The sequence below is a fragment of the Gillisia sp. Hel_I_29 genome (assembly GCF_000744275.1).
Lineage (GTDB): Bacteria > Bacteroidota > Bacteroidia > Flavobacteriales > Flavobacteriaceae > Gillisia.
On sequence record NZ_JQLP01000005.1, the window covers coordinates 1,374,534 to 1,395,687 of the forward strand.

Here is a 21,154-nt window from a genome sequence, read left to right on the forward strand (position 1 = left end):
GCCCTTTGTTTTTAGAGATAAAATATCGATAGAATCTAATTTAAGTCAAATTAAGCGGTCTTCTCGAAGATTAATGATAATACGTCAAAATGCAATTCTAAGGATGCAGTCTAAATTAGTATTTAAATTGAATGAATCTTGCATTTCCTCAACTCTGCTGTACAGTTTAATTATTCTGAAATATGATTGTTGGCAAATTTAATTGAGGGGGTGCTTGGAGCCATATTAGCTTATATAGTTCCAAATATTCTTATGTTTAGCCACTTGCGCATAGGTGTATCTTATAGCTTTATTCTTTTCAAGTTTTAGATCTGGATCCTCGGTAAGTATTTGCTTAGCATAATATCTGGCCGTTTGTAGTATCTGATTGTCCTTTATGATATCTGCAATTTTTAGAACAAGTACTCCACTTTGTTGAGTTCCCATAAGATCTCCGGGACCTCTAAGTTTTAGATCTACTTCTGCAATTTCAAAACCATCACTAGACGTGGTCATAGTTTGAAGTCTTGTTTTTGCATCTTCTGAAAGTTTATGGCTTGTCATTAAAATACAATAGCTCTGTTCTGCTCCTCTACCAACTCTACCTCTAAGTTGATGTAATTGAGAAAGTCCAAATCTTTCTGCGCTTTCAATAATCATAACGCTGGCATTAGGAACATTTACCCCAACTTCTATAACAGTGGTTGCAACCATGATTTGTGTTTCACCTTGTACAAATCTATTCATCTCAAATTCTTTGTCGGCTGGCTTCATTTGTCCATGTACTATAGAGATCTGAAATTCCGGCATAGGGAATTCTCTTGCAATACTTTCATAACCATCCATGAGATCTTTATAATCCATTTTTTCTGACTCCTGGATGAGAGGATAAACCACATAAACCTGTCTCCCTTTTGCAATCTCATCTCTTATAAATCTAAAAACTTTTAGGCGATTACTATCGTATCTATGAACTGTTTTTATCTCTTGTCTTCCGGGTGGTAATTCGTCTATTACAGAAACATCTAAATCGCCATATAGACTCATTGCTAAAGTTCTTGGAATAGGGGTGGCGGTCATCACTAAAACATGTGGGGGGAGATGATTTTTTTGCCATAATTTTGCTCTTTGAGCAACGCCAAATCTGTGTTGTTCATCTATGATTGCCAATCCTAAATTTTTGAATTTAACCTTGTCTTCAAGAAGCGCATGAGTTCCAATTAGGATGTTTATTTCACCATTTTCAAGTTTTTCATGGATCTCTCTTCTCTTTGAAGCTTTTGTTGAGCCAGTTAAAAGGAAAATGCTGGTATTCAGTTCTTTACATAGTTCAATTAATCCGTGATAGTGTTGTACTGACAAAATTTCAGTAGGAGCCATAAGACAAGCTTGAAAATCGTTGTCAAGTGCTATTAACATTGACATTAAGGCAACTATCGTCTTCCCAGAGCCTACATCTCCCTGTAAGAGCCTGTTCATTTGCGCTCCACTACCCATATCGCTCCTAATTTCTTTGATCACTCTCTTTTGCGCACCGGTTAATTCGAACGGTAAATATTGATTATAAAACTCTCCAAAATTCTCTCCTATCTGATCGAAAATAAAACCTTTGATTCGTTTTTTATGAAGCATATTTTTAACCAAAAGTTGAAGCTGAACATAGAATAATTCTTCAAATTTAAGTCTGAATTGTGCTCTTGCAAGTAGCTCTTGGCTGGTAGGAAAATGTACATTAAAAAGTGCTTCTGCTCTTGATATTAATTTTAATTCACCTCTCAGATCATCGTTCAAAGTGTCGTAAAATTTTCCCTTGGTTTCCAGAAAAAGTTGCTGCATTATTTTGGTGATCACTCTATTTGTGATCCCAGATCTTGCTAATTTTTCTGTAGAAGGATAGATAGGTTGCATGGCAATTCTAAGATTTTTTTCATGCTCTTCCAGCAATTCTATTTCTGGATGTGGCATGCTAAAAACTCCATTGAACCAATTTGTCTTTCCAAATATTACATAGGGTGTATTTATCTTTAAACTTTCTCGAATCCATTTTTGACCTCTAAACCAAACCAGTTCCATTTTACCGGTATCATCAATAAATTCTGCTACCAATCTACTTCCTCGCTTTTGTTCAACAGTTTTGATGTTGATTATCTTACCAATAATTTGAATGTCTGCAGAGTTTTGTTGCAATTGGGAGATCTTGTAATATTTGGTCTTATCAAGGTATCTGTTTGGAAAGAAATTTATTAGATCTTGATAGGTATGAATTCCAATCTCCTTGCGAAGTAGTTCTGCTCTAGCGGGTCCTACGCCTTTTAAATAATCTATGGGAGTCTGTAACAGGTTTGAATTCATAAAACGAAGATATTAAAAAACCATTAAAGTTATCTTCTTATCAACATAGTATGAATTGTGAAGCGTGAATTGTATTTTTATACGCTAATCTAATATAGATAGGGTGTAAAAGCCTATGTATTTTTATTATCCCCCTGCTATGAAAGCTTTGCTGCTGCTAGTGTTCTTACATATTAATTTTAATATCTACTCTCAAGACAATGTAAAATTGGAGCAGATACAAACCGTAGATTTTAAGACAACGGCTGCAGAAATAGCAATCTTGCCAGAAACTAATACCGTTAAAGGTAAAATGATCTATTCTTTAGAAGTGATTAAAAACACGGATTCTATTTATATAGATGCTCAAAATATGGAATTTGAGAATGTGCTTTTGAATGGTGAAAAAGTAAATTATTATTATAATAAATCTAAGATATGGCTAATTTCAGATTTTAGATCATCAGATATAGATACCATTAGTTTCAACTATACCGCAATTCCTAGACAGGCTATGTATTTTATTAACTGGCAATATTCAGATCAAAATTTAAGGAAACAAGTTTGGACCCAGGGTCAGGGTAAGAATACATCGCACTGGATGCCTGTTGTGGATGATATGAGAGAGAAAACAATTTTCGATCTTAAGATAAGTTTCCGTAATGGATATGATGTGTTTGCTAATGGTGAGTTTCAAGATAAATTAACGCTAGATAATAATTCTACCCAATGGCATTATAAAATGCAGCAGCCTATGAGCAGTTATTTGGCGGCAGTAGCAATAGGGGAATACCGGTTAAAGAGTGAGAGATCTAAATCTGGAATTCCTTTACAGCTGTATTATTATCCTGAAGATTCTCTTAAGGTATCACCTACCTATAAGCATACAAAGAAAATCTTCGATTTTTTAGAGAAAGAAATTGGAGTGCCTTACCAATGGCAAAATTACAAACAACTACCGGTTCAGGATTTTCTATATACCGGAATGGAAAATACGAGCATCACTCTTTTTGCAGATATGATGATGGTAGATAGCATTGGGTTTAATGATAGAAATTATATTTCTGTAAATGCTCATGAACTGGCTCATCAATGGTTTGGGAATCTCATCACAGAAAGATCTGGAAAAGATCATTGGTTGCAAGAAGGTTTTGCAACATATTACGCATTGCTGGCTGAACGAGATATTTTTGGAGAAGATTATTACTATTGGAAATTATATGAAAGTGCAGAGCAATTAAAAGCGTTAAGTGATAAAGGCAAAGGTGAATTATTAGTGAGCCCTAGATCTAGTTCAATTACATATTATCAAAAAGGTGCATGGGCATTGCATATGCTTAGAGAGCGAGTAGGAGATGCTATCTTTAAAAAGGCCATTCAGAATTATTTGGAAAAATATAAGTTTAGCAATGTTACAACCGCTAATTTCATGGAGGAAGTGGAATTATTGTATGGTAATAAATTGGATGGTTTTAAGAAAAACTGGTTACAGCAAACTGCATTTCAGGGTACCGCGGCGTTAAACTCTTTAAAGAAATCTAAGTTCATAACAGACTATTTAAAGATAGCGGCTTTAAGAGAAACCCCTTTTATAAATAAGCAAGAAATTTTGAGGAAAGCTTTAGAATTTCCGGTGAATGATTATATAGGTCAGGAAGTGATCATTCAACTATCCGGTCAGAAAAGTTTAATAGCTCGAGAGTTATATAAAAAGGCGTTTCAGAGCGGTAATCTGTATGTAAGGCAGGCTATTGCAGCAAGTATTAAAAATATACCGGATGGCTTGAAGACTAATTTTGAAGGGCTGCTTAAAGATGATTCTTACCTAACTAAAGAGCAGGCTTTAATGGAGCTTTGGTTGCGATATCCAGATAAAATCCAGAATTATCTGAATGCTACAAGTAATGTACAGGGTTTCTCTAATAAAAATGTTAGGTTGCTTTGGCTAACACTAAATCTAGTGAGTCCTGCGGTAGATGCAGAGAAGTCAGAAATTTATTATAAAGAACTTAGTTCCTATACATATCCTTCGTATCAATTTGAGCTTAGGCAAAATGCTTTTGGTTATCTATATCAGATAGACACTTTTACGGATCAAAATTTAGTAGATCTGGTGCAGGGCGCTCAGCATTACAACTATAGATTTAGAGATTATTGCAGAGATTTACTATATAAGCTCTTAGAAAATCAGGTTTATCGAGAAAAATATGTAGCTTTATTAGATAGTTTGAAAGAAGTAGATAAAAAATTCTTAAATAAAAAGCTCAAAATCTAAATGCGGGCACTTGTTATATCTGGAGGTGGTAGTAAAGGTGCTTTTGCCGGCGGTGTAGCGCAGTATTTAATAGAAGCTCAGGGCCATGATTATGATATGTATTTGGGAACTTCTACGGGAAGCTTGCTAATATCTCATTTGGCGCTTAATAAAACTCAGAAAATAAAGAATATCTATACTTCGGTTACTCAAAAAAGTATCTTTAGCAATAGGCCCTTTATGGTGAAAAGAAAACATGGGTACGATCAAATTTCCATCAATCACTATAATGTTCTTAAAAACTTTTTTAAAGGAGGAAAGACCTTTGGTGAGAGTTATAATCTTAAAAAACTTATTTTAGAGACCATCACTCCCGAAGAATTTGAGACTTTGAAGAAAAGTAATAAAGAGATCATTGTTACTGTTTCTAATCTTTCTATGAACGAGGTGGAATACAAGTCTATAAACGATTTTGGATATGAAGATTTCTGTGAATGGATATGGATTTCTTGCAATTACACCCCATTTATGAGTTTAGTACGCAAGAATGGATGTGAGTACGCTGATGGAGGATTAGGATCTATGGTTCCAATAGAAGAAGCTATTAAGAGAGGCGCAACAGAAATAGATGCTATTATATTACAAACAGAAGTAACCTATTTTAATAGACTCCCTTCTAAAAATGTTTTTTCGCTTATTACGCATCTCTTCAGTTTTATGTTAGATAGAATTGAAAATCAGAATATAAGAATAGGGAAATTTGTAGCGGCAAATAAAAATGTGATCGTAAATTTTTATTATACACCAACAGTATTAACTACCAATTCTCTTATTTTTGATAAGGAGAAGATGGAGAGATGGTGGGAAAGTGGTTATAGTTTTGCCAAATATAAAAATGAAGATTTAAATCAAATTCAACCTTAATGCGTGCATTGGTAATATCTGGAGGCGGTAGTAAAGGAGCCTTTGCTGGAGGAGTAGCTCAATATTTAATGGAGGAAGAAGGAAAGAAATATGATCTTTTTCTGGGAACTTCTACCGGAAGCTTGTTAATTCCTCATTTAGCAGATGGAAATATCACGAAAGTGTATGATATCTATACGAACGTAACTCAACGAAAAATCTTTAGTCTTAACCCTTTTGTAGTAAAGAAGAAAGACGGAAGGGAATATGTTACCATCAATTATTTTAATATGTTCTGGCAGTTCGTAAAGAAAAAAAGAACTTTTGGAGAAAGTAAGAACTTGCGCAAACATATACGAAAGAACTTTTCAGAAGAAAATTTTAACTCAGTAAAAGCCAACGCAAAAGATGTAGTAGTTACAGTATCTAACCTATCTAAAAATCGGGTGGAGTATAAATCTATCCACGATTTTTCTTATGATGATTTTTGTGATTGGATATGGATAAGCTGTAACTATATTCCGTTTATGAGTTTAGCAACTAAGAATGGTTATGAATATGCAGATGGTGGTCTAGGTTGCGTGGTACCAATTAGAGAGGCTATTAAAAGAGGTGCTACAGAGGTGGATGCAATAATTCTGGAAGCTGAAAATATGGAATACAATAAGGTTCTTGGAAAAAATCCTTTTTCGCTAATGATCAATCTGTTCGGGTTTTTATTAGATCAGGTAGAATATCACGATGTGGTTGAAGGGAAATTAGCTGCCTTAAACAAAAATGTGAAGTTGAATACTTATTATACCCCAGTGCAACTTACAGAAAATTCTCTAGTCTTTAATAAAAAAGCCATGACACAATGGTGGAAACAAGGCTTTGAATATGCTAAAGAAAAGGGGCTTCAAAAAAAAGGAGATCCAATATTAGCTTTTAAGAAGTTGATTTAAATAATACTTCTAACTTCTTTTTTAATATAGTCTAGTGCAGTTTCGGTTGGGGCTTGCTGCTCCATTAATCCAGCCAAAATAACCTCTCGCAATTTATCTGCAGATGTAACCCCTTCTTGTTTTAAGGTTTTTCTAATAATGCCTATGGTTGCGTTCTTAGATGTCTTTATAACATTCCAACACTCTCCGGTAATATAGATTTGCTGTGCTAAATTATGCTCAAATTCTATTTCAATGTTGCTTGTAAGTACATTGGCATATTCTTCTGCAGTAAGATTATCTGTTTTAATGCGAATCAATAATTTACCAAATGAAATCCTTTCAAGATAAAGTGCCATACGCTCATAAGCTTGTAATCTTAGGGGTAATGCTTCTTTTTGATTCTCTTTTCTAATTAGAAACATTCGTCTCTTTTCTTCATTAAGCATGTACATTCTAAAGAAATAAAATGCAACTAAGCCAACAATTATGGCAGGTAAAATATAGAAGAAAAGCTGAATTATATTGATATCATTCATAGAGTAATACAAATAGTACGCACTGTTTATAATGCTAATGTAAAAGTAATATTTTAAGATTAGACTGTAGCTTCTCAATAGAACTAAAGTCAGTGCTAAGCATTTAAAGAGCTAACGCAATTTCTATTAAAATTAGTACATTCTACAAGGCAATACTTAGAAGTTTATAAGTTGGTAGCCTTCATTTTGAAGTTGAACCAGCGCATTCATTGCAGATAAAGCCATTTTTACCTCTGGTAACATTTGTGATTTCAAAATATTTGCTGCTGCTGCCGTTTGGCCGCATACAATGACATCTACTCCAAAATCTGCTAGTTCTGATACTAATTTAGTATTAGGATTTCCATTGGTTGCCTCACTATTCTTAGTTGCATAATCTTCATCTAATAACACATCGTTAACGGCAGCAGAATGGAGTACAAGTGCAACTTTTATGTTTTTAGGAGCAACCCCATGCTTCACGTTCATATTTATAAATCTTGCAGCACTTTCAATATATCTATTTATATCATTTGGGTCTTTAGATTTTGCAGTAATATCGAAAACGATCTTAAGTTCTGTGCTTTTGTCTGTCTCAAAATCTAGGTTAGGAACCTCAAAGGTAGGGCCATAGTTTGGTATTGCATCACTTTCTTGAGAGAAGCCAAAATAAGAGGTGCCTATAAATAGAATGGTGAATATTGATTTTGGAATAAAGTTCATGGTAGGAAGAATAATGAATTAGATTTTTTAAAGATATTTAAAATTTTAGTAGGCTTGCCACAATAGCTGAAATGTTTCAAAGTATGCGGGCTTCAGATTTTAATTTGACCCGATTTTTGGTTAAATTCACGGCTTAAAATAAAGAGGAAAATTGGAATCATATTTAGCTGAATTGAATGATGCCCAAAGGGCGCCCGTTCTTCAAAAAGACGGGGCGATGATAGTAATTGCAGGTGCTGGATCTGGAAAAACGAGAGTGCTTACCTATAGAATTGCCTATTTAATGAGTAAGGGGGTAGATCCATTTAATATTCTATCACTCACCTTTACCAATAAAGCTGCAAGAGAAATGAAAAAGCGTATTTCTCAGATCGTAGGTAGTAGTGAAGCGAAAAATCTTTGGATGGGTACATTTCATTCCATTTTTGCAAAGATGCTTAGAATGGAGGCAGACAAATTAGGATATCCATCCAATTTCACTATTTATGATACTCAGGATTCTCAACGTCTTATTTCTGCTATTATCAAAGAAATGGGACTAGATAAGGATGTTTATAAATATAAACAGGTATATTCTAGAATCTCCTCTTATAAGAATAGTCTTATTACGGTTAAGGCATATTTTCAAAATCCGGAGCTAAAAGAGGCAGACGCTATGTCTAAAAAGCCTCGAATGGGTGAGATCTATAAAGAATATGTGGAGAGGTGTTTTAAAGCCGGTGCTATGGATTTTGATGACCTGCTGCTAAAGACCAATGAGTTGTTGAATAGGTTTCCGGAAGTTCTTCAAAAATATCAAAATAGATTTAGATATATTCTGGTTGATGAGTACCAGGATACCAATCACTCTCAATATTTAATTGTAAAGGCATTATCAGATAAATTCCAAAATATATGCGTTGTGGGAGATGATGCACAGAGTATTTACGCATTTAGAGGTGCTAACATCAACAACATTCTAAACTTTCAGAAAGATTATGATAATGTGGAGATGTATAGATTGGAGCAAAATTATAGGTCTACCAGAAATATAGTAAATGCTGCAAATTCAATAATAGATAAGAATAAGACCAAATTAGAGAAAGTTGTATGGACCGCCAATGATGATGGAGCAAAGATCATCGTTAATAGACTGCTTACAGATGGAGAAGAAGGTAGATATGTAGCCAGTTCTATTTTTGAAAATAGAATGAATCACCAACTAAGTAATGGAGATTTTGCTATTCTTTATAGAACCAATGCTCAAAGTAGAGCTATGGAAGACGCACTTAGAAAGCGTGATATACCGTATAGGATCTATGGCGGACTTTCTTTCTATCAGCGTAAAGAGATAAAAGATGTGATCTATTATTTAAGGCTACTTATTAATTACAATGATGAGGAAGCACTTAAAAGGATAATTAATTTTCCCGCTAGAGGAATTGGAGGCACTACAATAGATAGATTAACTATTGCAGCCAATCAATATGGAAAATCTATTTTCGAGATCATTGAAAATATAGATCAATTAGATCTAAAGATCAATTCTGGTACTAGAAATAAGCTTACCAATTTTGTGAATATGATTAAGAGTTTTAGAATTCTTAATGAGAATGCTGATGCTTTTACTGTTGCAGATACCGTTGCAAAGAAAACGGGACTTATTCAGGAATTAAAAAAAGATACTACTCCAGAAGGTGTTGCTAGAATAGAGAATATTGAAGAATTACTTAACGGGATTAGAGACTTTGTTGAAGGTCAAAAAGAATTAGCAGATGCTACCGGCTCGCTGTCAGAATTTTTAGAAGATGTTGCATTAGCAACAGATCTAGATAAAGATACTGGAGATGATGATAGAGTGGCTTTAATGACCATTCACTTAGCTAAAGGATTAGAATTTCCATATGTATATATTGTAGGTATGGAAGAAGATCTTTTTCCTTCTGGAATGAGCATGAATACGAGATCTGAACTTGAGGAGGAGCGTAGATTGTTCTATGTGGCTTTAACAAGAGCAGAAAAACAAGCCTACCTTACCTATACGCAATCTAGGTATAGATGGGGAAAGTTAGTAGATGCGGAGCCAAGTAGATTTATAGAGGAAATAGATGATGTTTATAAGCATTACATGATTCCTCAAGACGATTATAAATATAAGCCTCTAATAGATGCAGATATTTTTGGAGAAGTAGATAAGAGTAAATTTAGACAGACCAAACCAAGATCCAGCTCACCTCCACCCGCGCATAAACCTAGTGAGGAGCAATTAAGAAAACTAAGGAAATTAAGACCTGCTATCACTTCACGAGAGACAGCTTCGGTAAAAGATACCATTCAATTGCAAGAAGGGGATCAAGTAGAACATATAAGATTTGGAAAAGGGCATGTTATTAAAATAGATGGTAACGGCCAGGATAAAAAAGCAGAGATCAATTTTGAGAACGGAGGGATTAAAAAATTACTCTTAAGGTTTGCTAAGCTGAAACTGCTTTCATAAAACATTAAAATAACTTCATCATCCGTTAAACTTCTGTTATTGATTAAGTTCATACCAAGGCTTTTTTATAATTTGAAAATAAAAAAATGGTAAGAGAAGGAAGTTCTGTAAAATGGAAATGGGGAAATGGTTACGCTGAAGGCAAAGTAATTGAAACTTATACCGAAGAAGTAACAAAGAAAATTAAAGGTTCTGAGGTAACACGAAAGGGTAGTAGTGGCAACAAGGCACTTTATATTGAGCAGGAAGATGGTACCAAGGTATTGAAGTTAGAGCAGGAGGTAGAGCACGTTGAATAAATATTTAAATTTTTCGAAATTAAGTTTTAGAAATTCGTAAATTTTGAGAAGCTTAAAAATATATCAGTATGGCAGAATTAATTAGAATTTACGAAGAGAACCCAAATCAGAAAGATATAAAACGGGTTGTAGATGTTTTACGAAATGGTGGATTGATAATCTATCCTACAGATACCGTTTATGGATTAGGATGTGATATTACTAATACTTCAGCTTTAGAAAAGATTGCGCAGATTAAAGGCGTTAAGCTCGAAAAGGCTAATTTTTCATTTATATGTGAAGATCTAAGCAATTTATCAGATTATGTTAAGCAAATAGATACACGAACATTTAAGATTTTAAAACGCAGCCTCCCGGGACCTTATACTTTTATTTTGCCTGGTAATAATACCTTGCCTTCAGTTTTCAAAAAGAAAAAAACAGTTGGGATTAGGGTGCCAGATAACAACATTTGCAATTCCATAGTAAAAGCCTTAGGCAATCCAATTGTTTCTACATCTATTAGAGATGAAGATGAGGTTATTGAGTATACTACAGATCCAGAATTGATTCTAGAAAAATGGAATAAGCTTGTAGATATAGTTATAGATGGTGGATATGGAGATAATATTCCTTCCACTGTTATTGATCTTTCGGGTGCGGAGCCTGAAATTATAAGAGAAGGAAAAGGAAGTACTGAAATTATGTAAATATTTGAATTTGTTTAAATATTAATAATAGAAAAAAAGCCTCGCATTGCGAGGCTTTTTTCATGGTTATGAATTAATCTTTTTTCAAATTACAAGATACCTGCAACATTAGCAACAAAATACTCATGAGCTTGTTGTTGTGTCATTATATGACCTTGTTTTTGAGCACTGTTTGCGAGATCGAAACCTAGATTTGCAGCTCTCATTCTTTGTGCAGGTGTTCCGTGGTGTCCAGCACTTTTAAATCCGCAATCTCCTATTTGGAAGAATAAACTGTAAAACTCTTCAACTCGTTTTTGATTGTAAGTAGCTCCTCTTTTGTGTGTCATGTAATAAGCCGCTAAGAAATCTGCCTCTAACTCTGTGTAACGAGTTGCAGTTGCTTGATCTGGATCTGCTCCTTGCGGATACCAAGTTGGGTAGTTTAAAAATTGTACTTGATGTGCCCATTCGTGAGCTAAAATACCAGTCCATACAATTCCTTCATCAACTCCAGCTTCTGCAAGCCATGTTACTAAACCGTCTCCTATAACAATTGTTTTATTTCCAGAAGCAAAACCATCTGTAGCAAAATATGGATTTTCAGGTAAGTTTGGTGATAGTTCGTTATATCCCAAATATTCGTCTGCAATTTGAGAAGCTTGTTCAATAGTTAGATTTACAAAAGTACCATCTGGTTGGCTATATCCGTAGAAAGTAGAAAGTACCTCCACCCAAATGTCTTTATTGTCTAAGTTTTCGGTATGTTGTCCTTTCACGGTGATCATTCCCTGCATATCCCAGAAAGAAGCTAATTCTCTTTCGCGTTTCACCATTAATTTGGTATAATCTCCGTCATTCCCAAAATATTGATCATTATTATCTAATAAGAAGCTGTAGTAATAATTTACGTTAGAGTAAATTCCATTTTCTGATAAGGCTAAAGGATCTGCAATAATTTGTTGGATGTATTTACTTGAAACACTATTAAATGCGGTAGGTCTACATTCGCTTGGTGCGACAGCGTTAAAGATGTCACCCATATTTTCACTCATTTCTTTCTCAGCAAATTTATTACTGTTTGGGAGAACCACTAATTCTGTTCTGGACTTTAAAGCATTGTCATTAGAGGTATCGAAATTTTGAACATTATCTTCTGTTTGACACGAAACAATTGCCGATCCCACAGCACATAACGTGATAAAGTTTTTAATCTTTCCCATTCTTATAATTAGTTATTTTAGTTAATGATAGGTTAAATATATCATTATAATTGTATTATATCGGCTTTATAAAGTTTTTCATCGAGTATTAATTGATAACATCAGTATCTATGCGAAAAACATTAAATAGTATTATAATTGATATTCTCTACTAAACGTATATATTTTGAATTATTGATAGCTTATTGGTTAATAAACTAAATTTTAATTTAAATAAATAGCAAAAGCATTAATATTACATGCGCTTTTCTTTTACTTTATTAATAATATTCTTATGTTTCAAACTTTTCTGTAATACATAGGAGATTATTGGTTGCCTTAAGAATTCGGGTTTGATGTATATATAAGCTATAGGATAAAATTAATTTGAATAAAAAAAGCCTCGCATTGCGAGGCTTTTATATTTAATAAGAATTGCTAGATTATTTAGCTTCTTTCATTCCTTCATCAATCAGGTTGTAGAACTGATCTAATTTTGGAAGAATAACAATTCTTGTTCTTCTATTCTTAGCACGACCTTCTTTAGTATCGTTAGTTGCTACTGGAATATAGTAACTTCTTCCTGCTGCAGTCATTCTTTCTGGTGGTACACCAAATTCATTTTGAAGTATTCTTACAACAGAAGTTGCACGTTTAACACTTAGATCCCAGTTATCTTCAATAACTCCGCCTTTCATAGCTTGATCATCTGTGTGTCCTTCAACCATAAATTCAATCTCTGGTTTGTTTTTCACAACAGTAGCAACCTTTCCTAAAACTTCTTTAGCACGAGAAGTTACGTTGTATTTACCGCTTTCAAATAATAATTTATCTGAAATTGATACATAAACCACACCTTTTTCAACATTAATGCTAATGTCCTCGTCGCTCATGTTACCAAGAACTCCTTTTAAGCTAGTTACTAAAGCAAGAGTTACAGAATCTTTCTTAGTAATAGCATCTTGCATGCGTGTTATTTTGATCTCTTTTTCTTTGATACTCTCCAAAGATTTTTCAAGATTTAAAGCTTCTTGCTTAGAAAGTGTTGCCAAATCTCCCACATTGTTTAATAAAGCAGTGTTTTGATTGCTTAATGTTTTAATGTGATCACCTAGTCTATCTTTTTCTTCTAAACAAGAGTTCAACTTCACAGTAGCTGTGTTTAATTGATCTTGAGTTTCTTTGTGTGCGGCTTCAAGCTCTGAATATTTCTTTTGTGAAACACAAGAAGAAAGTAATAAGGCAGCGGTGGCCGATAAAAGCAAAATTTTCTTCATAATTAGATTTTTATTATTAATTGTTAGAACTTCAAATTTATCAAATCTGATGCCAGAAAACTATTTTTTTTCTGGAAACCTCATAAATTTGAAAACTTTTTTATTCCCTGGACAAAGTGCTTATAAACAATGGACAAGGCAGTTGAATAATTTTCTAGATTATGTGTATTTTTTCTCTTGTCATACATAGATAGGATATTCCCATAAAAGTGGAAGTGAGCCCTAAGAACAGCTGTAAAATGAGATAGTTTCCCTTCTGCTAAAAATTTTAATCCAGCAATTCCATCTAGTGTCATCCTACCAAAAAGCACCCATATAAGATCGTTCTTTGGGATATTCTTAATTATGTTGTATAAACTATTTCTAAAATTATAATACGTTTTCTTTGGATTCATGGCATTAAGTGTACCTCCGCCCAAATGATACACAACAGAGTGTGGAGTATACCTAATTTTGTAACCGGCTGCATTAATCCTCCAACAAAGATCTATCTCTTCCTGATGTGCGAAATAGTCTTCATCTAAGCCTCCAACTTTTTTATATATTTCAGATCTTATGGCAAGGCAAGCGCCGCTAGCCCAAAAAATCTCTATTTCATCATCATATTGTCCTTCATCCTTTTCCTTAGAATCAAATATTCTACCTCTGCAATAAGGATATCCAAATCTATCTATAAATCCTCCGGCAGCACCAGCATATTCAAAACAATCTGGATCTTTAAGATCTAATATCTTAGGTTGTACTGCACCAACCTCAAGTTGATTTTTAAAAATATCTGTTATAGCATCTAACCAATGAGGAGTTACCTGTACATCACTATTCAATAGAACATAAACATCTTCATTAATTTGAGACAAAGCATCATTATAGCCTTTAGCAAAACCTCCATTCTCAGGATTTTCAATGATCTGTACTTCAGGAAAATTTTCTTGGGTATATTTTATAGAAGTATCTGTAGAAGCATTATCTGCTAAATAAATAGTAGCTTCTGGAGAAAATTTAAGTATTTCTGGAAGAAACTGTTTTAAAAGTTCCAATCCATTCCAATTGAGGATAACTACTCCTATGGTCATGCAGTAATTTTTTAGAGTACAAAAATACTCTTAATTATTAAGTCGGTTAGATCTCCTACAGATCGTTCATGTTATATATCGGTATTTCTCCAAGGAAATTGTACTGCCCTTTATTATAATCCATATTACAATAATAATGATCCAAACCATTGGTGACCATTAGAAAATCTGCCTTTAATTGCATATTATATCTGGCGATCTGATCAAAGGTATCTTGTGTGATCTTAATTTTTGGGGCTTTACATTCCACTATGATGTAGATCTCGCCATTAGGTTTATATACTACAATATCATAGCGTTTAATCATTTTACCTAATTTTAATTGCTTCTCTACATTAATTAGGGTTTTTGGATATCCTTTTTGCTGAATTAAATATTGAACGGTATGCAATCTTACCCATTCTTCAGGAGTAAGAAGGATAAATTTTTTCCTGATTTCATCAAAAGCTGCCGTTTTATTTTCGCTATTTTTGAACCGAAAAGAATATTCTGGAAAATTAAGTTTTTGCATAGTTCAGATCAATATGATTATATTCTGATTGACATCATGGATGCTGAACTCCAATCACCACTTCTGAATAAATTCAGCTTCAAAAGTAACATATTCAGAACCTTTTTAAAACCATTATGGAAGAAGCATTACAAATAGTTAAAACAATAAAAAGCGGAGATATAAAGCCGATCTACTTTTTAATGGGGGAAGAACCTTACTATATAGATAAAATAGCAGATTATATAGAAAAGAATCTTTTAGCGGAAGAGGAAAAAGGGTTTAACCAGATGATGATGTATGGTAGAGATGCCACTATAGATGAAATTGTAAGCAATGCCAAACGTTTTCCTATGATGGCCGAAAGGCAGGTAATCATTGTTAAGGAGGCTCAAGATCTTTCCAGAACTATAGAAAAATTAGACTCTTATGCAGAAAATCCTCAGCCTACTACAGTTTTAGTGATATGTTATAAGTATAAGAAAATAGACAAGCGAAAGAAGTTATATAAGACCATTTCAAAATCTGGGGTAATTTTTGAAAGTAAAAGGCTCTATGAAAATCAGGTTGCAGATTGGATACAAAAAACCTTAAAATCTAGAGATTATGGAATCTCACCAAAAGCAGCTCAAATGCTGGTAGAATTTTTAGGAATAGATCTTAGTAAGATAGATAATGAGCTGCAAAAACTTCAGCTTATTTCTCCTGCGGGAACAACTATTACTCCAGAGCTTATTGAAGAGAATATAGGAATAAGTAAAGATTTTAATAATTTTGAGCTTCGAAAGGCTATTGGAGAAAGAGATCAATTAAAAGCACATAGAATTATCAAATATTTCGGACAAAATCCGAAAGATAATCCAATGGTAGTCACAGTTTCTTTGCTCTTCTCTTATTTTTCGCAAATATTACAGTACCATGGTTTAGCAGATAAGTCTAAGCCTAATGTTGCTAAATATCTAAGAATAAGTCCTTATTTTGTAAATGATTACGTGATAGCGGCAAGAAATTTTCCGATGAGAAAGGTGAGTCAGATTATTAGTTTGTTGCGAGATGCAGATGTAAAAAGTAAAGGTGTGGGAGCAGCGAGTGTTTCACAGGAAGATCTTTTAAAAGAACTTGTAGTAAAAATAATGAATTAATATGGGAAGTTTAAGATCATGGATAGGAGCAGCAAGACTTAGAACGTTGCCATTGTCCATATCAGGAATAATTGTAGGTACTACCATGGCTGCGTCTCAAGGTTACTTTAATATCGTGGTTTTTAGCTTGGCTTTAGGTACTACTTTAGGCTTACAGGTGTTATCTAATTTTGCCAATGATTATGGAGATGGTGTAAAGGGAACAGATAACGCAGATAGAATAGGTCCTGCACGCGCTATACAAAGTGGGCTTATTACTCATAAGGAGATGAAACAGGGAATTGCACTTACAGCAATTGCGACTCTTGTTATTGCGGTTCTATTGATATATACTGCATTTGGCAATGATAATTTTCTCTATACTTTAATATTTTTTGCCTTAGGCATTGCAGCAATTGTTGCAGCAATTAAATACACCGTTGGCAACAATGCTTATGGATATAGAGGTCTTGGAGATCTTTATGTATTTCTATTCTTTGGATTAGTAGGGGTTTATGGTTCTTATTTTTTATATGTTCACGAGCTAGATGCAATAGCTCTTTTACCAGCTTTTGGGATCGGTTTTTTAAGTACAGGAGTCCTTAATTTAAATAATATGAGGGATAGAGAGTCTGATAAGAAAGCAGGAAAAAATACTTTAGTAGTGAAGATTGGTGCAGCAAATGCCAAGACCTATCATTATATGCTTATTATAATTGCAATTTTATGTTTTGTTATCTACAGTGTTCTAACTGCTGCACATTGGAATGAATTTCTTTATTTAATTGCTCTAGTACCATTATTATTACATTTAAAAAGAGTTGTACAAAATGAAAGTGCAGTTTTGCTAGATCCTGAATTAAAAGTTTTAGCCTTATCTACTTTCTTTTTATCTGTTCTATTTGGAGTTGGGCTTATCTTATAGCCTCAGACTCTGTTTTAACAAAATAATATCATTGGTATAAAGAGAAGTGTTTGGTGATTGTTTATTTTTAAGGTCAATATAATTACTTTACAATATGAAAATCACTTTCTACGGACAGAACTCTTTCGGAATTAAAATTGGAGATATTAATTTACTAGTAGATCCTTTTATCACAGGAAATGAACTAGCAAAAGATAAGATCGATATTAAAGATCTTAAAGCAGATTACATACTTCTAACACATGCGCATCAAGATCATACTTTAGATGCTGAAGCGATCGCTAAAAATACCGGGGCAGTGATAGTTAGTAATTTTGAAATTGTAAATCATTACGAAGAGAAAGGTTTGGAATGTCACCCTATGAACCACGGAGGGAGTTGGGATTTTGAATTTGGTAAACTTAAATATGTAAACGCAATTCACACTAGTTCTTTTCCAGATGGAAGTTATGGCGGGCAACCCGGAGGATTTGTGATTGAGAGCGAACATAAGAATATTTATATAGCTGGAGATACTGCTCTTACTATGGATATGAAACTTATTCCAATGCACACAAAATTAGACTTGGCAATACTGCCAATAGGAGATAATTTCACCATGGGCGTTGACGATGCTATCTTAGCCAGTGATTTTGTTGAGTGTGACAAGATAATTGGTTGTCACTACGACACTTTTGGTTACATAGAAATAAATCATGAAGAGGCTAAGCGCAAATTCTATGAAAAAGGTAAAGACTTAATGTTATTGGAAATAGGCGAAAGCATAGAACTATAAAACTTTATTACAATTACTTTACATAATAATTAATGCTTAAGGCAACCTATAAAAAATACACCCTACACTTTAAGCGCCCTAGCGGAACTTCACGCGGTGTACTTACCACTAAAGAAACCTGGTTTTTAGTAATTACTGATGGTAATAAGCTAGGCATAGGAGAATGCGGTATACTTCGCTCACTTAGTATAGATGACAGGCCAGATTACGAGGAGAAATTAAACTGGGTTTGTGAAAATATTGCTTTAGGGGAAGCAGCTCTTTGGATGCAATTACTCGAATTTCCTTCGATACAACTTGGCGTGGAAATGGCATTTCAATCTTTTAAGGCTCAAGATCCTTTAGTATTATTTCCTTCAAAATTTACCTCCGGTGAGAATAATATCCCTATTAATGGTTTGGTTTGGATGGGAACTAAAGAATATATGAAGGAGCAGATCTCTCAGAAGATAGAAGCTGGTTTTGATTGCATTAAACTTAAGATAGGAGCTATAGATTTTCAGGCAGAACTAGATCTTTTAAAATATATAAGGAGCGAGTTTTCTGCTGATGATATTGAACTTAGGGTAGATGCTAATGGTGCATTTGCTATAGATGATGCATTAGATAGGTTAGAGCAACTTAGCGCCTATCAACTTCATAGTATAGAACAACCCATAAAACAGGGAAATTGGGAATCTATGGCTAAGCTTTGTGCTCATACGCCATTTCCAATTGCTCTAGATGAAGAACTTCTAGGTATTACAGAAGTGTCAGATAAAAGAAATCTACTTAAAGCTATAAAGCCTCAATATATAATTTTTAAGCCTAGTTTAATTGGAGGGTTCAAAGGAACTAAAGAATGGATAGATCTGGCAGAGGAGCTGCAAATTGGCTGGTGGGTAACGAGTGCTCTGGAAAGTAATATTGGATTAAATGCAATTAGCCAATGGACCTATTTACAAAATTCACCAATGCCACAAGGTTTAGGAACCGGGGGGCTATACACAAATAACTTTGAAAGTCCGTTAGAGGTAAAAAAAGGAAAAATTGAATACAATCCTGAGAACATTTGGGATTTAGATACTATATACAAAAATGTTTATTGAACAAGCCCTAAAAAACTATCACGAATTTTGGAGATACCTCATTGGTCTAATGCTGATAATTTTAGCAGTTGTGATTGGTCAGGTTCCATTAACCATTGCATTATTTCTAAATGGGAGTTTAGATCCAAATATGGATCAGATGGAGATGTTGAACAGTCTAGACTCTAATTATTCATTTTTTTTGATGCTTTTAACCTTTGCAGTGGGGCTAATAGGGATATTTTTCGTTGCCAAGAATATCCATTATCAATCTATAAGATCGTTAACCACAGCAAGAGATAAAGTAGATTGGAGTAGGATAGGCTTCGGATTTGGAATAATAGCTTTAATTTCTGTGAGCACTGTGTTAATAGATTACTTTTCCAATCCACAAGATTATGTTGTAAATTTTGAACCTACAAAATTCTATATAATGTTGGTTATAGCTGTGATCTTCGTTCCAATTCAAACAAGTTTTGAAGAATATCTTTTTAGAGGTTATTTAATGCAGGGATTTGGAGTTTTATCTAAAACTCGATGGTTGCCGCTCATAATAACTTCGGTAATATTTGGTGGACTTCACTTCTTTAATCCTGAAGTTACCAAACTAGGTAACATCATAATGATCTATTATATAGGAACAGGATTTTTATTAGGAATAATGACGTTAATGGATGATGGCATGGAACTAGCTTTGGGCTTTCATGCTGGAAATAATTTGATTACAGCTGTACTAGTAACCGCAGATTGGACTGCCTTTCAAACCAATTCATTATTAAAAGATATTTCTGAACCTGGAACAGGATGGGAAAATGTTTATCCAATATTGATCATGTATCCTATCATCTTATTTATAATGGCTAGGAAATATAAATGGACTAACTGGAAAGATAAGCTGTTTGGGAGTGTAAAAGAAGATACAAATCTAGAGATTCCCAGATAAGTTCTTAAAAAATTGAATTTAAATTATTAGATTAGAGATTAAATAATAATTACTGTTTATTCTAGCAACATGATTGAGAAATTTAAAGTTCCTGAAATACATCCTGCTTTTAAACTGAATAAACAACACTATACCAATACCGAATTAAGACAAGCTGCTTACAATCTAATAAAAGAGGGAGAACCCTATGAGGAAGCTGTTGGAGATTTTATTTTAGATTGGTTAAAGCCATCTGCGTTTTTAGAAGTTCAAACTTCGGGCTCTACAGGAACGCCAAAGAAATATAAGATTAGAAAAGAATTCATGATTAACTCTGCACTTGCTACCGGCAAGTTTTTTGAGTTAGAAGCTGGGTCTCATGCGCTATTGTGTCTTCCTGTAAACTTCATAGCAGGTAAAATGATGATGGTTAGGGCTATGACTTTGGGCTGGGAATTAGATCTTGTGGTGCCGTCTTCCAATCCTTTAGATCAGGTTTATAAGATCTATGACTTTTGTGCAATGACTCCTTTTCAGTTAGATAATTCTATTGGAAGACTTCATCTTATTAAAAAGTTGATAGTTGGTGGAGGGGCTGTAAGTCTTAATTTACAGAAAATGGTACAGGGACTTCAAACTAAGGTCTACGAAACTTTTGGAATGACAGAAACCTTGTCTCACATTGCCGCACGTAGATTAAATCCGAAGAAAAAGAAAAAGCAAAAACAATATACTCCTTTTAAGGTATTGCCAAATGTAAACATCTCTAAAGATGATAGAGATTGTTTGGTTATTAAAGCCCCATTAGTCTCTAAGGAGACTATAGTTACCAATGATGTGGTTGAGATAATTACCTATAAAAAGTTTTTATGGAAAGGAAGGTCTGATAACGTAGTAAATTCAGGAGGAGTTAAATTGTTTCCAGAGGCAATAGAGCGAAAAATTAGCAAGGTTATCAATAATAGGATTTTTGTAATTGGAATTCCGGATGACGCTTTAGGAGAAAAATTGATACTCTTTGTAGAGGCAGATTTTTCTGAAGAGTTACTCATAGAACTTCAGGAGAAAGTTGCGAAACTTAAATCTTTAGAACGATTTGAGGTGCCTAAAAAGATCTATTTAATTGGGAAATTTGAAGAAACTCCCAACGGTAAAATTCATAGATTGAATACACTTAGAAGCAAAATAGGATAAAACAGAAAGAGCTTTTTGATATCAAAAAGCTCTT

At 33.8% G+C, this 21,154-nt stretch carries 19 protein-coding genes; 12 read left to right on the forward strand and 7 right to left on the reverse strand.

Annotated elements, in window-relative coordinates; genetic code table 11:
• Positions 1 to 225: 225 nt before the first annotated feature.
• Entirely contained in the window at positions 226 to 2,331 is a 2,106-nt protein-coding gene (gene recG, locus P163_RS11350; protein WP_034891110.1) for an ATP-dependent DNA helicase RecG, read from the reverse strand.
• Between the two features lie 139 nt (positions 2,332 to 2,470).
• Between recG and P163_RS11355 the strand changes: the two genes are divergently transcribed.
• Genes P163_RS11355 through P163_RS11365 form a run of 3 tightly spaced genes read left to right on the forward strand, consistent with a single transcriptional unit; the run spans position 2,471 to position 6,411 of the window.
• Positions 2,471 to 4,585 carry a M1 family metallopeptidase gene (locus tag P163_RS11355; protein WP_034894317.1) on the forward strand — a complete coding sequence of 705 codons (2,115 nt, stop codon included), beginning with the start codon at positions 2,471 to 2,473 and terminating at the stop codon, positions 4,583 to 4,585.
• Positions 4,586 to 5,488 (forward strand): patatin family protein, encoded by a 903-nt coding sequence (locus P163_RS11360; protein ID WP_034891114.1) that lies wholly within the window; start codon positions 4,586 to 4,588, stop codon positions 5,486 to 5,488.
• Positions 5,488 to 6,411 carry a patatin family protein gene (locus P163_RS11365; protein ID WP_034891117.1) on the forward strand — a complete coding sequence of 308 codons (924 nt, stop codon included), beginning with the start codon at positions 5,488 to 5,490 and terminating at the stop codon, positions 6,409 to 6,411. Before P163_RS11360 ends, P163_RS11365 begins: the two co-directional genes overlap by 1 nt.
• On the opposite strand, the gene P163_RS11370 is transcribed toward P163_RS11365, so the two are convergent.
• Together P163_RS11370 and P163_RS11375 are read right to left on the reverse strand one after the other, a co-directional pair.
• Positions 6,408 to 6,929, reverse strand: coding sequence for a hypothetical protein (locus P163_RS11370; RefSeq protein ID WP_034891119.1), 522 nt, complete (start codon positions 6,927 to 6,929; stop codon positions 6,408 to 6,410). The two genes, P163_RS11365 and P163_RS11370, sit on opposite strands and share 4 nt — an antisense overlap.
• A gap of 156 nt (positions 6,930 to 7,085) precedes the next feature.
• Entirely contained in the window at positions 7,086 to 7,631 is a 546-nt protein-coding gene (locus P163_RS11375; RefSeq protein ID WP_034891121.1) for a DsrE family protein, read from the reverse strand.
• Positions 7,632 to 7,782: 151 nt separating this feature from the next.
• Between P163_RS11375 and P163_RS11380 the strand changes: the two genes are divergently transcribed.
• The 3 genes from P163_RS11380 (at position 7,783) to P163_RS11390 (ending at position 11,095) form a co-directional block, all read left to right on the forward strand.
• Positions 7,783 to 10,107: an ATP-dependent helicase gene (locus P163_RS11380; RefSeq protein ID WP_034891123.1), complete on the forward strand. Its 2,325-nt coding sequence runs from the start codon at positions 7,783 to 7,785 to the stop codon at positions 10,105 to 10,107.
• Positions 10,108 to 10,193: 86 nt separating this feature from the next.
• Positions 10,194 to 10,406, forward strand: a complete 213-nt coding sequence (locus tag P163_RS11385; RefSeq protein WP_034891125.1) for a DUF2945 domain-containing protein — start codon at positions 10,194 to 10,196, stop codon at positions 10,404 to 10,406.
• Between the two features lie 68 nt (positions 10,407 to 10,474).
• On the forward strand, positions 10,475 to 11,095 hold the full coding sequence (locus P163_RS11390) for an L-threonylcarbamoyladenylate synthase (RefSeq protein ID WP_034891127.1): 621 nt from the start codon (positions 10,475 to 10,477) through the stop codon (positions 11,093 to 11,095).
• Between the two features lie 89 nt (positions 11,096 to 11,184).
• Here the strand turns inward: P163_RS11390 and P163_RS11395 are convergent, their stop codons facing one another.
• The 4 genes from P163_RS11395 to P163_RS11410 form a co-directional block, all read right to left on the reverse strand.
• A complete protein-coding gene (locus P163_RS11395) occupies positions 11,185 to 12,297 on the reverse strand; it encodes a hypothetical protein (protein WP_034891129.1) in 1,113 nt (370 codons plus the stop codon).
• A gap of 422 nt (positions 12,298 to 12,719) precedes the next feature.
• Complete coding sequence (locus P163_RS11400; protein WP_034891131.1) at positions 12,720 to 13,553, reverse strand: flagellar motor protein MotB; 834 nt, start codon at positions 13,551 to 13,553, stop codon at positions 12,720 to 12,722.
• An 80-nt stretch (positions 13,554 to 13,633) separates the two neighbouring features.
• Complete coding sequence (locus P163_RS11405; RefSeq protein WP_034891133.1) at positions 13,634 to 14,626, reverse strand: glycosyltransferase family 2 protein; 993 nt, start codon at positions 14,624 to 14,626, stop codon at positions 13,634 to 13,636.
• A 55-nt stretch (positions 14,627 to 14,681) separates the two neighbouring features.
• Positions 14,682 to 15,137 carry a type I restriction enzyme HsdR N-terminal domain-containing protein gene (locus tag P163_RS11410; RefSeq protein ID WP_034891135.1) on the reverse strand — a complete coding sequence of 152 codons (456 nt, stop codon included), beginning with the start codon at positions 15,135 to 15,137 and terminating at the stop codon, positions 14,682 to 14,684.
• Between the two features lie 116 nt (positions 15,138 to 15,253).
• Between P163_RS11410 and holA the strand changes: the two genes are divergently transcribed.
• From holA to P163_RS11440, 6 genes are all read left to right on the forward strand, one after another.
• A complete protein-coding gene (holA, locus tag P163_RS11415) occupies positions 15,254 to 16,258 on the forward strand; it encodes a DNA polymerase III subunit delta (protein WP_034891137.1) in 1,005 nt (334 codons plus the stop codon).
• Position 16,259: 1 nt separating this feature from the next.
• Positions 16,260 to 17,162: a 1,4-dihydroxy-2-naphthoate polyprenyltransferase gene (locus P163_RS11420; RefSeq protein WP_034891139.1), complete on the forward strand. Its 903-nt coding sequence runs from the start codon at positions 16,260 to 16,262 to the stop codon at positions 17,160 to 17,162.
• Positions 17,163 to 17,256: 94 nt separating this feature from the next.
• Positions 17,257 to 17,937 carry a metal-dependent hydrolase gene (locus P163_RS11425; protein ID WP_034891141.1) on the forward strand — a complete coding sequence of 227 codons (681 nt, stop codon included), beginning with the start codon at positions 17,257 to 17,259 and terminating at the stop codon, positions 17,935 to 17,937.
• A 32-nt stretch (positions 17,938 to 17,969) separates the two neighbouring features.
• Positions 17,970 to 19,025, forward strand: a complete 1,056-nt coding sequence (locus P163_RS11430) for an o-succinylbenzoate synthase (protein ID WP_034891143.1) — start codon at positions 17,970 to 17,972, stop codon at positions 19,023 to 19,025.
• Positions 19,015 to 19,947, forward strand: a complete 933-nt coding sequence (locus P163_RS11435) for a CPBP family intramembrane glutamic endopeptidase (RefSeq protein WP_034891146.1) — start codon at positions 19,015 to 19,017, stop codon at positions 19,945 to 19,947. The genes P163_RS11430 and P163_RS11435 overlap by 11 nt, the downstream gene beginning before the upstream one ends.
• Positions 19,948 to 20,016: 69 nt before the next feature.
• On the forward strand, positions 20,017 to 21,120 hold the full coding sequence (locus P163_RS11440; RefSeq protein ID WP_034891149.1) for an AMP-binding protein: 1,104 nt from the start codon (positions 20,017 to 20,019) through the stop codon (positions 21,118 to 21,120).
• Positions 21,121 to 21,154 lie beyond the last annotated feature (34 nt).

What these genes read in the sequence shown, in the direction of transcription:
- recG (WP_034891110.1), bottom strand. Translation starts at nt 2,331, where the DNA reads ATGAATTCAAACCTGTTACAGACTCCCATAGATTATTTAAAAGGCGTA.
- P163_RS11355 (WP_034894317.1), top strand. Translation starts at nt 2,471, where the DNA reads ATGAAAGCTTTGCTGCTGCTAGTGTTCTTACATATTAATTTTAATATC.
- P163_RS11360 (WP_034891114.1), top strand. Translation starts at nt 4,586, where the DNA reads ATGCGGGCACTTGTTATATCTGGAGGTGGTAGTAAAGGTGCTTTTGCC.
- P163_RS11365 (WP_034891117.1), top strand. Translation starts at nt 5,488, where the DNA reads ATGCGTGCATTGGTAATATCTGGAGGCGGTAGTAAAGGAGCCTTTGCT.
- P163_RS11370 (WP_034891119.1), bottom strand. Translation starts at nt 6,929, where the DNA reads ATGAATGATATCAATATAATTCAGCTTTTCTTCTATATTTTACCTGCC.
- P163_RS11375 (WP_034891121.1), bottom strand. Translation starts at nt 7,631, where the DNA reads ATGAACTTTATTCCAAAATCAATATTCACCATTCTATTTATAGGCACC.
- P163_RS11385 (WP_034891125.1), top strand. Translation starts at nt 10,194, where the DNA reads ATGGTAAGAGAAGGAAGTTCTGTAAAATGGAAATGGGGAAATGGTTAC.
- P163_RS11390 (WP_034891127.1), top strand. Translation starts at nt 10,475, where the DNA reads ATGGCAGAATTAATTAGAATTTACGAAGAGAACCCAAATCAGAAAGAT.
- P163_RS11395 (WP_034891129.1), bottom strand. Translation starts at nt 12,297, where the DNA reads ATGGGAAAGATTAAAAACTTTATCACGTTATGTGCTGTGGGATCGGCA.
- P163_RS11400 (WP_034891131.1), bottom strand. Translation starts at nt 13,553, where the DNA reads ATGAAGAAAATTTTGCTTTTATCGGCCACCGCTGCCTTATTACTTTCT.
- P163_RS11405 (WP_034891133.1), bottom strand. Translation starts at nt 14,626, where the DNA reads ATGACCATAGGAGTAGTTATCCTCAATTGGAATGGATTGGAACTTTTA.
- P163_RS11410 (WP_034891135.1), bottom strand. Translation starts at nt 15,137, where the DNA reads ATGCAAAAACTTAATTTTCCAGAATATTCTTTTCGGTTCAAAAATAGC.
- holA (WP_034891137.1), top strand. Translation starts at nt 15,254, where the DNA reads ATGGAAGAAGCATTACAAATAGTTAAAACAATAAAAAGCGGAGATATA.
- P163_RS11420 (WP_034891139.1), top strand. Translation starts at nt 16,260, where the DNA reads ATGGGAAGTTTAAGATCATGGATAGGAGCAGCAAGACTTAGAACGTTG.
- P163_RS11425 (WP_034891141.1), top strand. Translation starts at nt 17,257, where the DNA reads ATGAAAATCACTTTCTACGGACAGAACTCTTTCGGAATTAAAATTGGA.
- P163_RS11430 (WP_034891143.1), top strand. Translation starts at nt 17,970, where the DNA reads ATGCTTAAGGCAACCTATAAAAAATACACCCTACACTTTAAGCGCCCT.
- P163_RS11435 (WP_034891146.1), top strand. Translation starts at nt 19,015, where the DNA reads ATGTTTATTGAACAAGCCCTAAAAAACTATCACGAATTTTGGAGATAC.
- P163_RS11440 (WP_034891149.1), top strand. Translation starts at nt 20,017, where the DNA reads ATGATTGAGAAATTTAAAGTTCCTGAAATACATCCTGCTTTTAAACTG.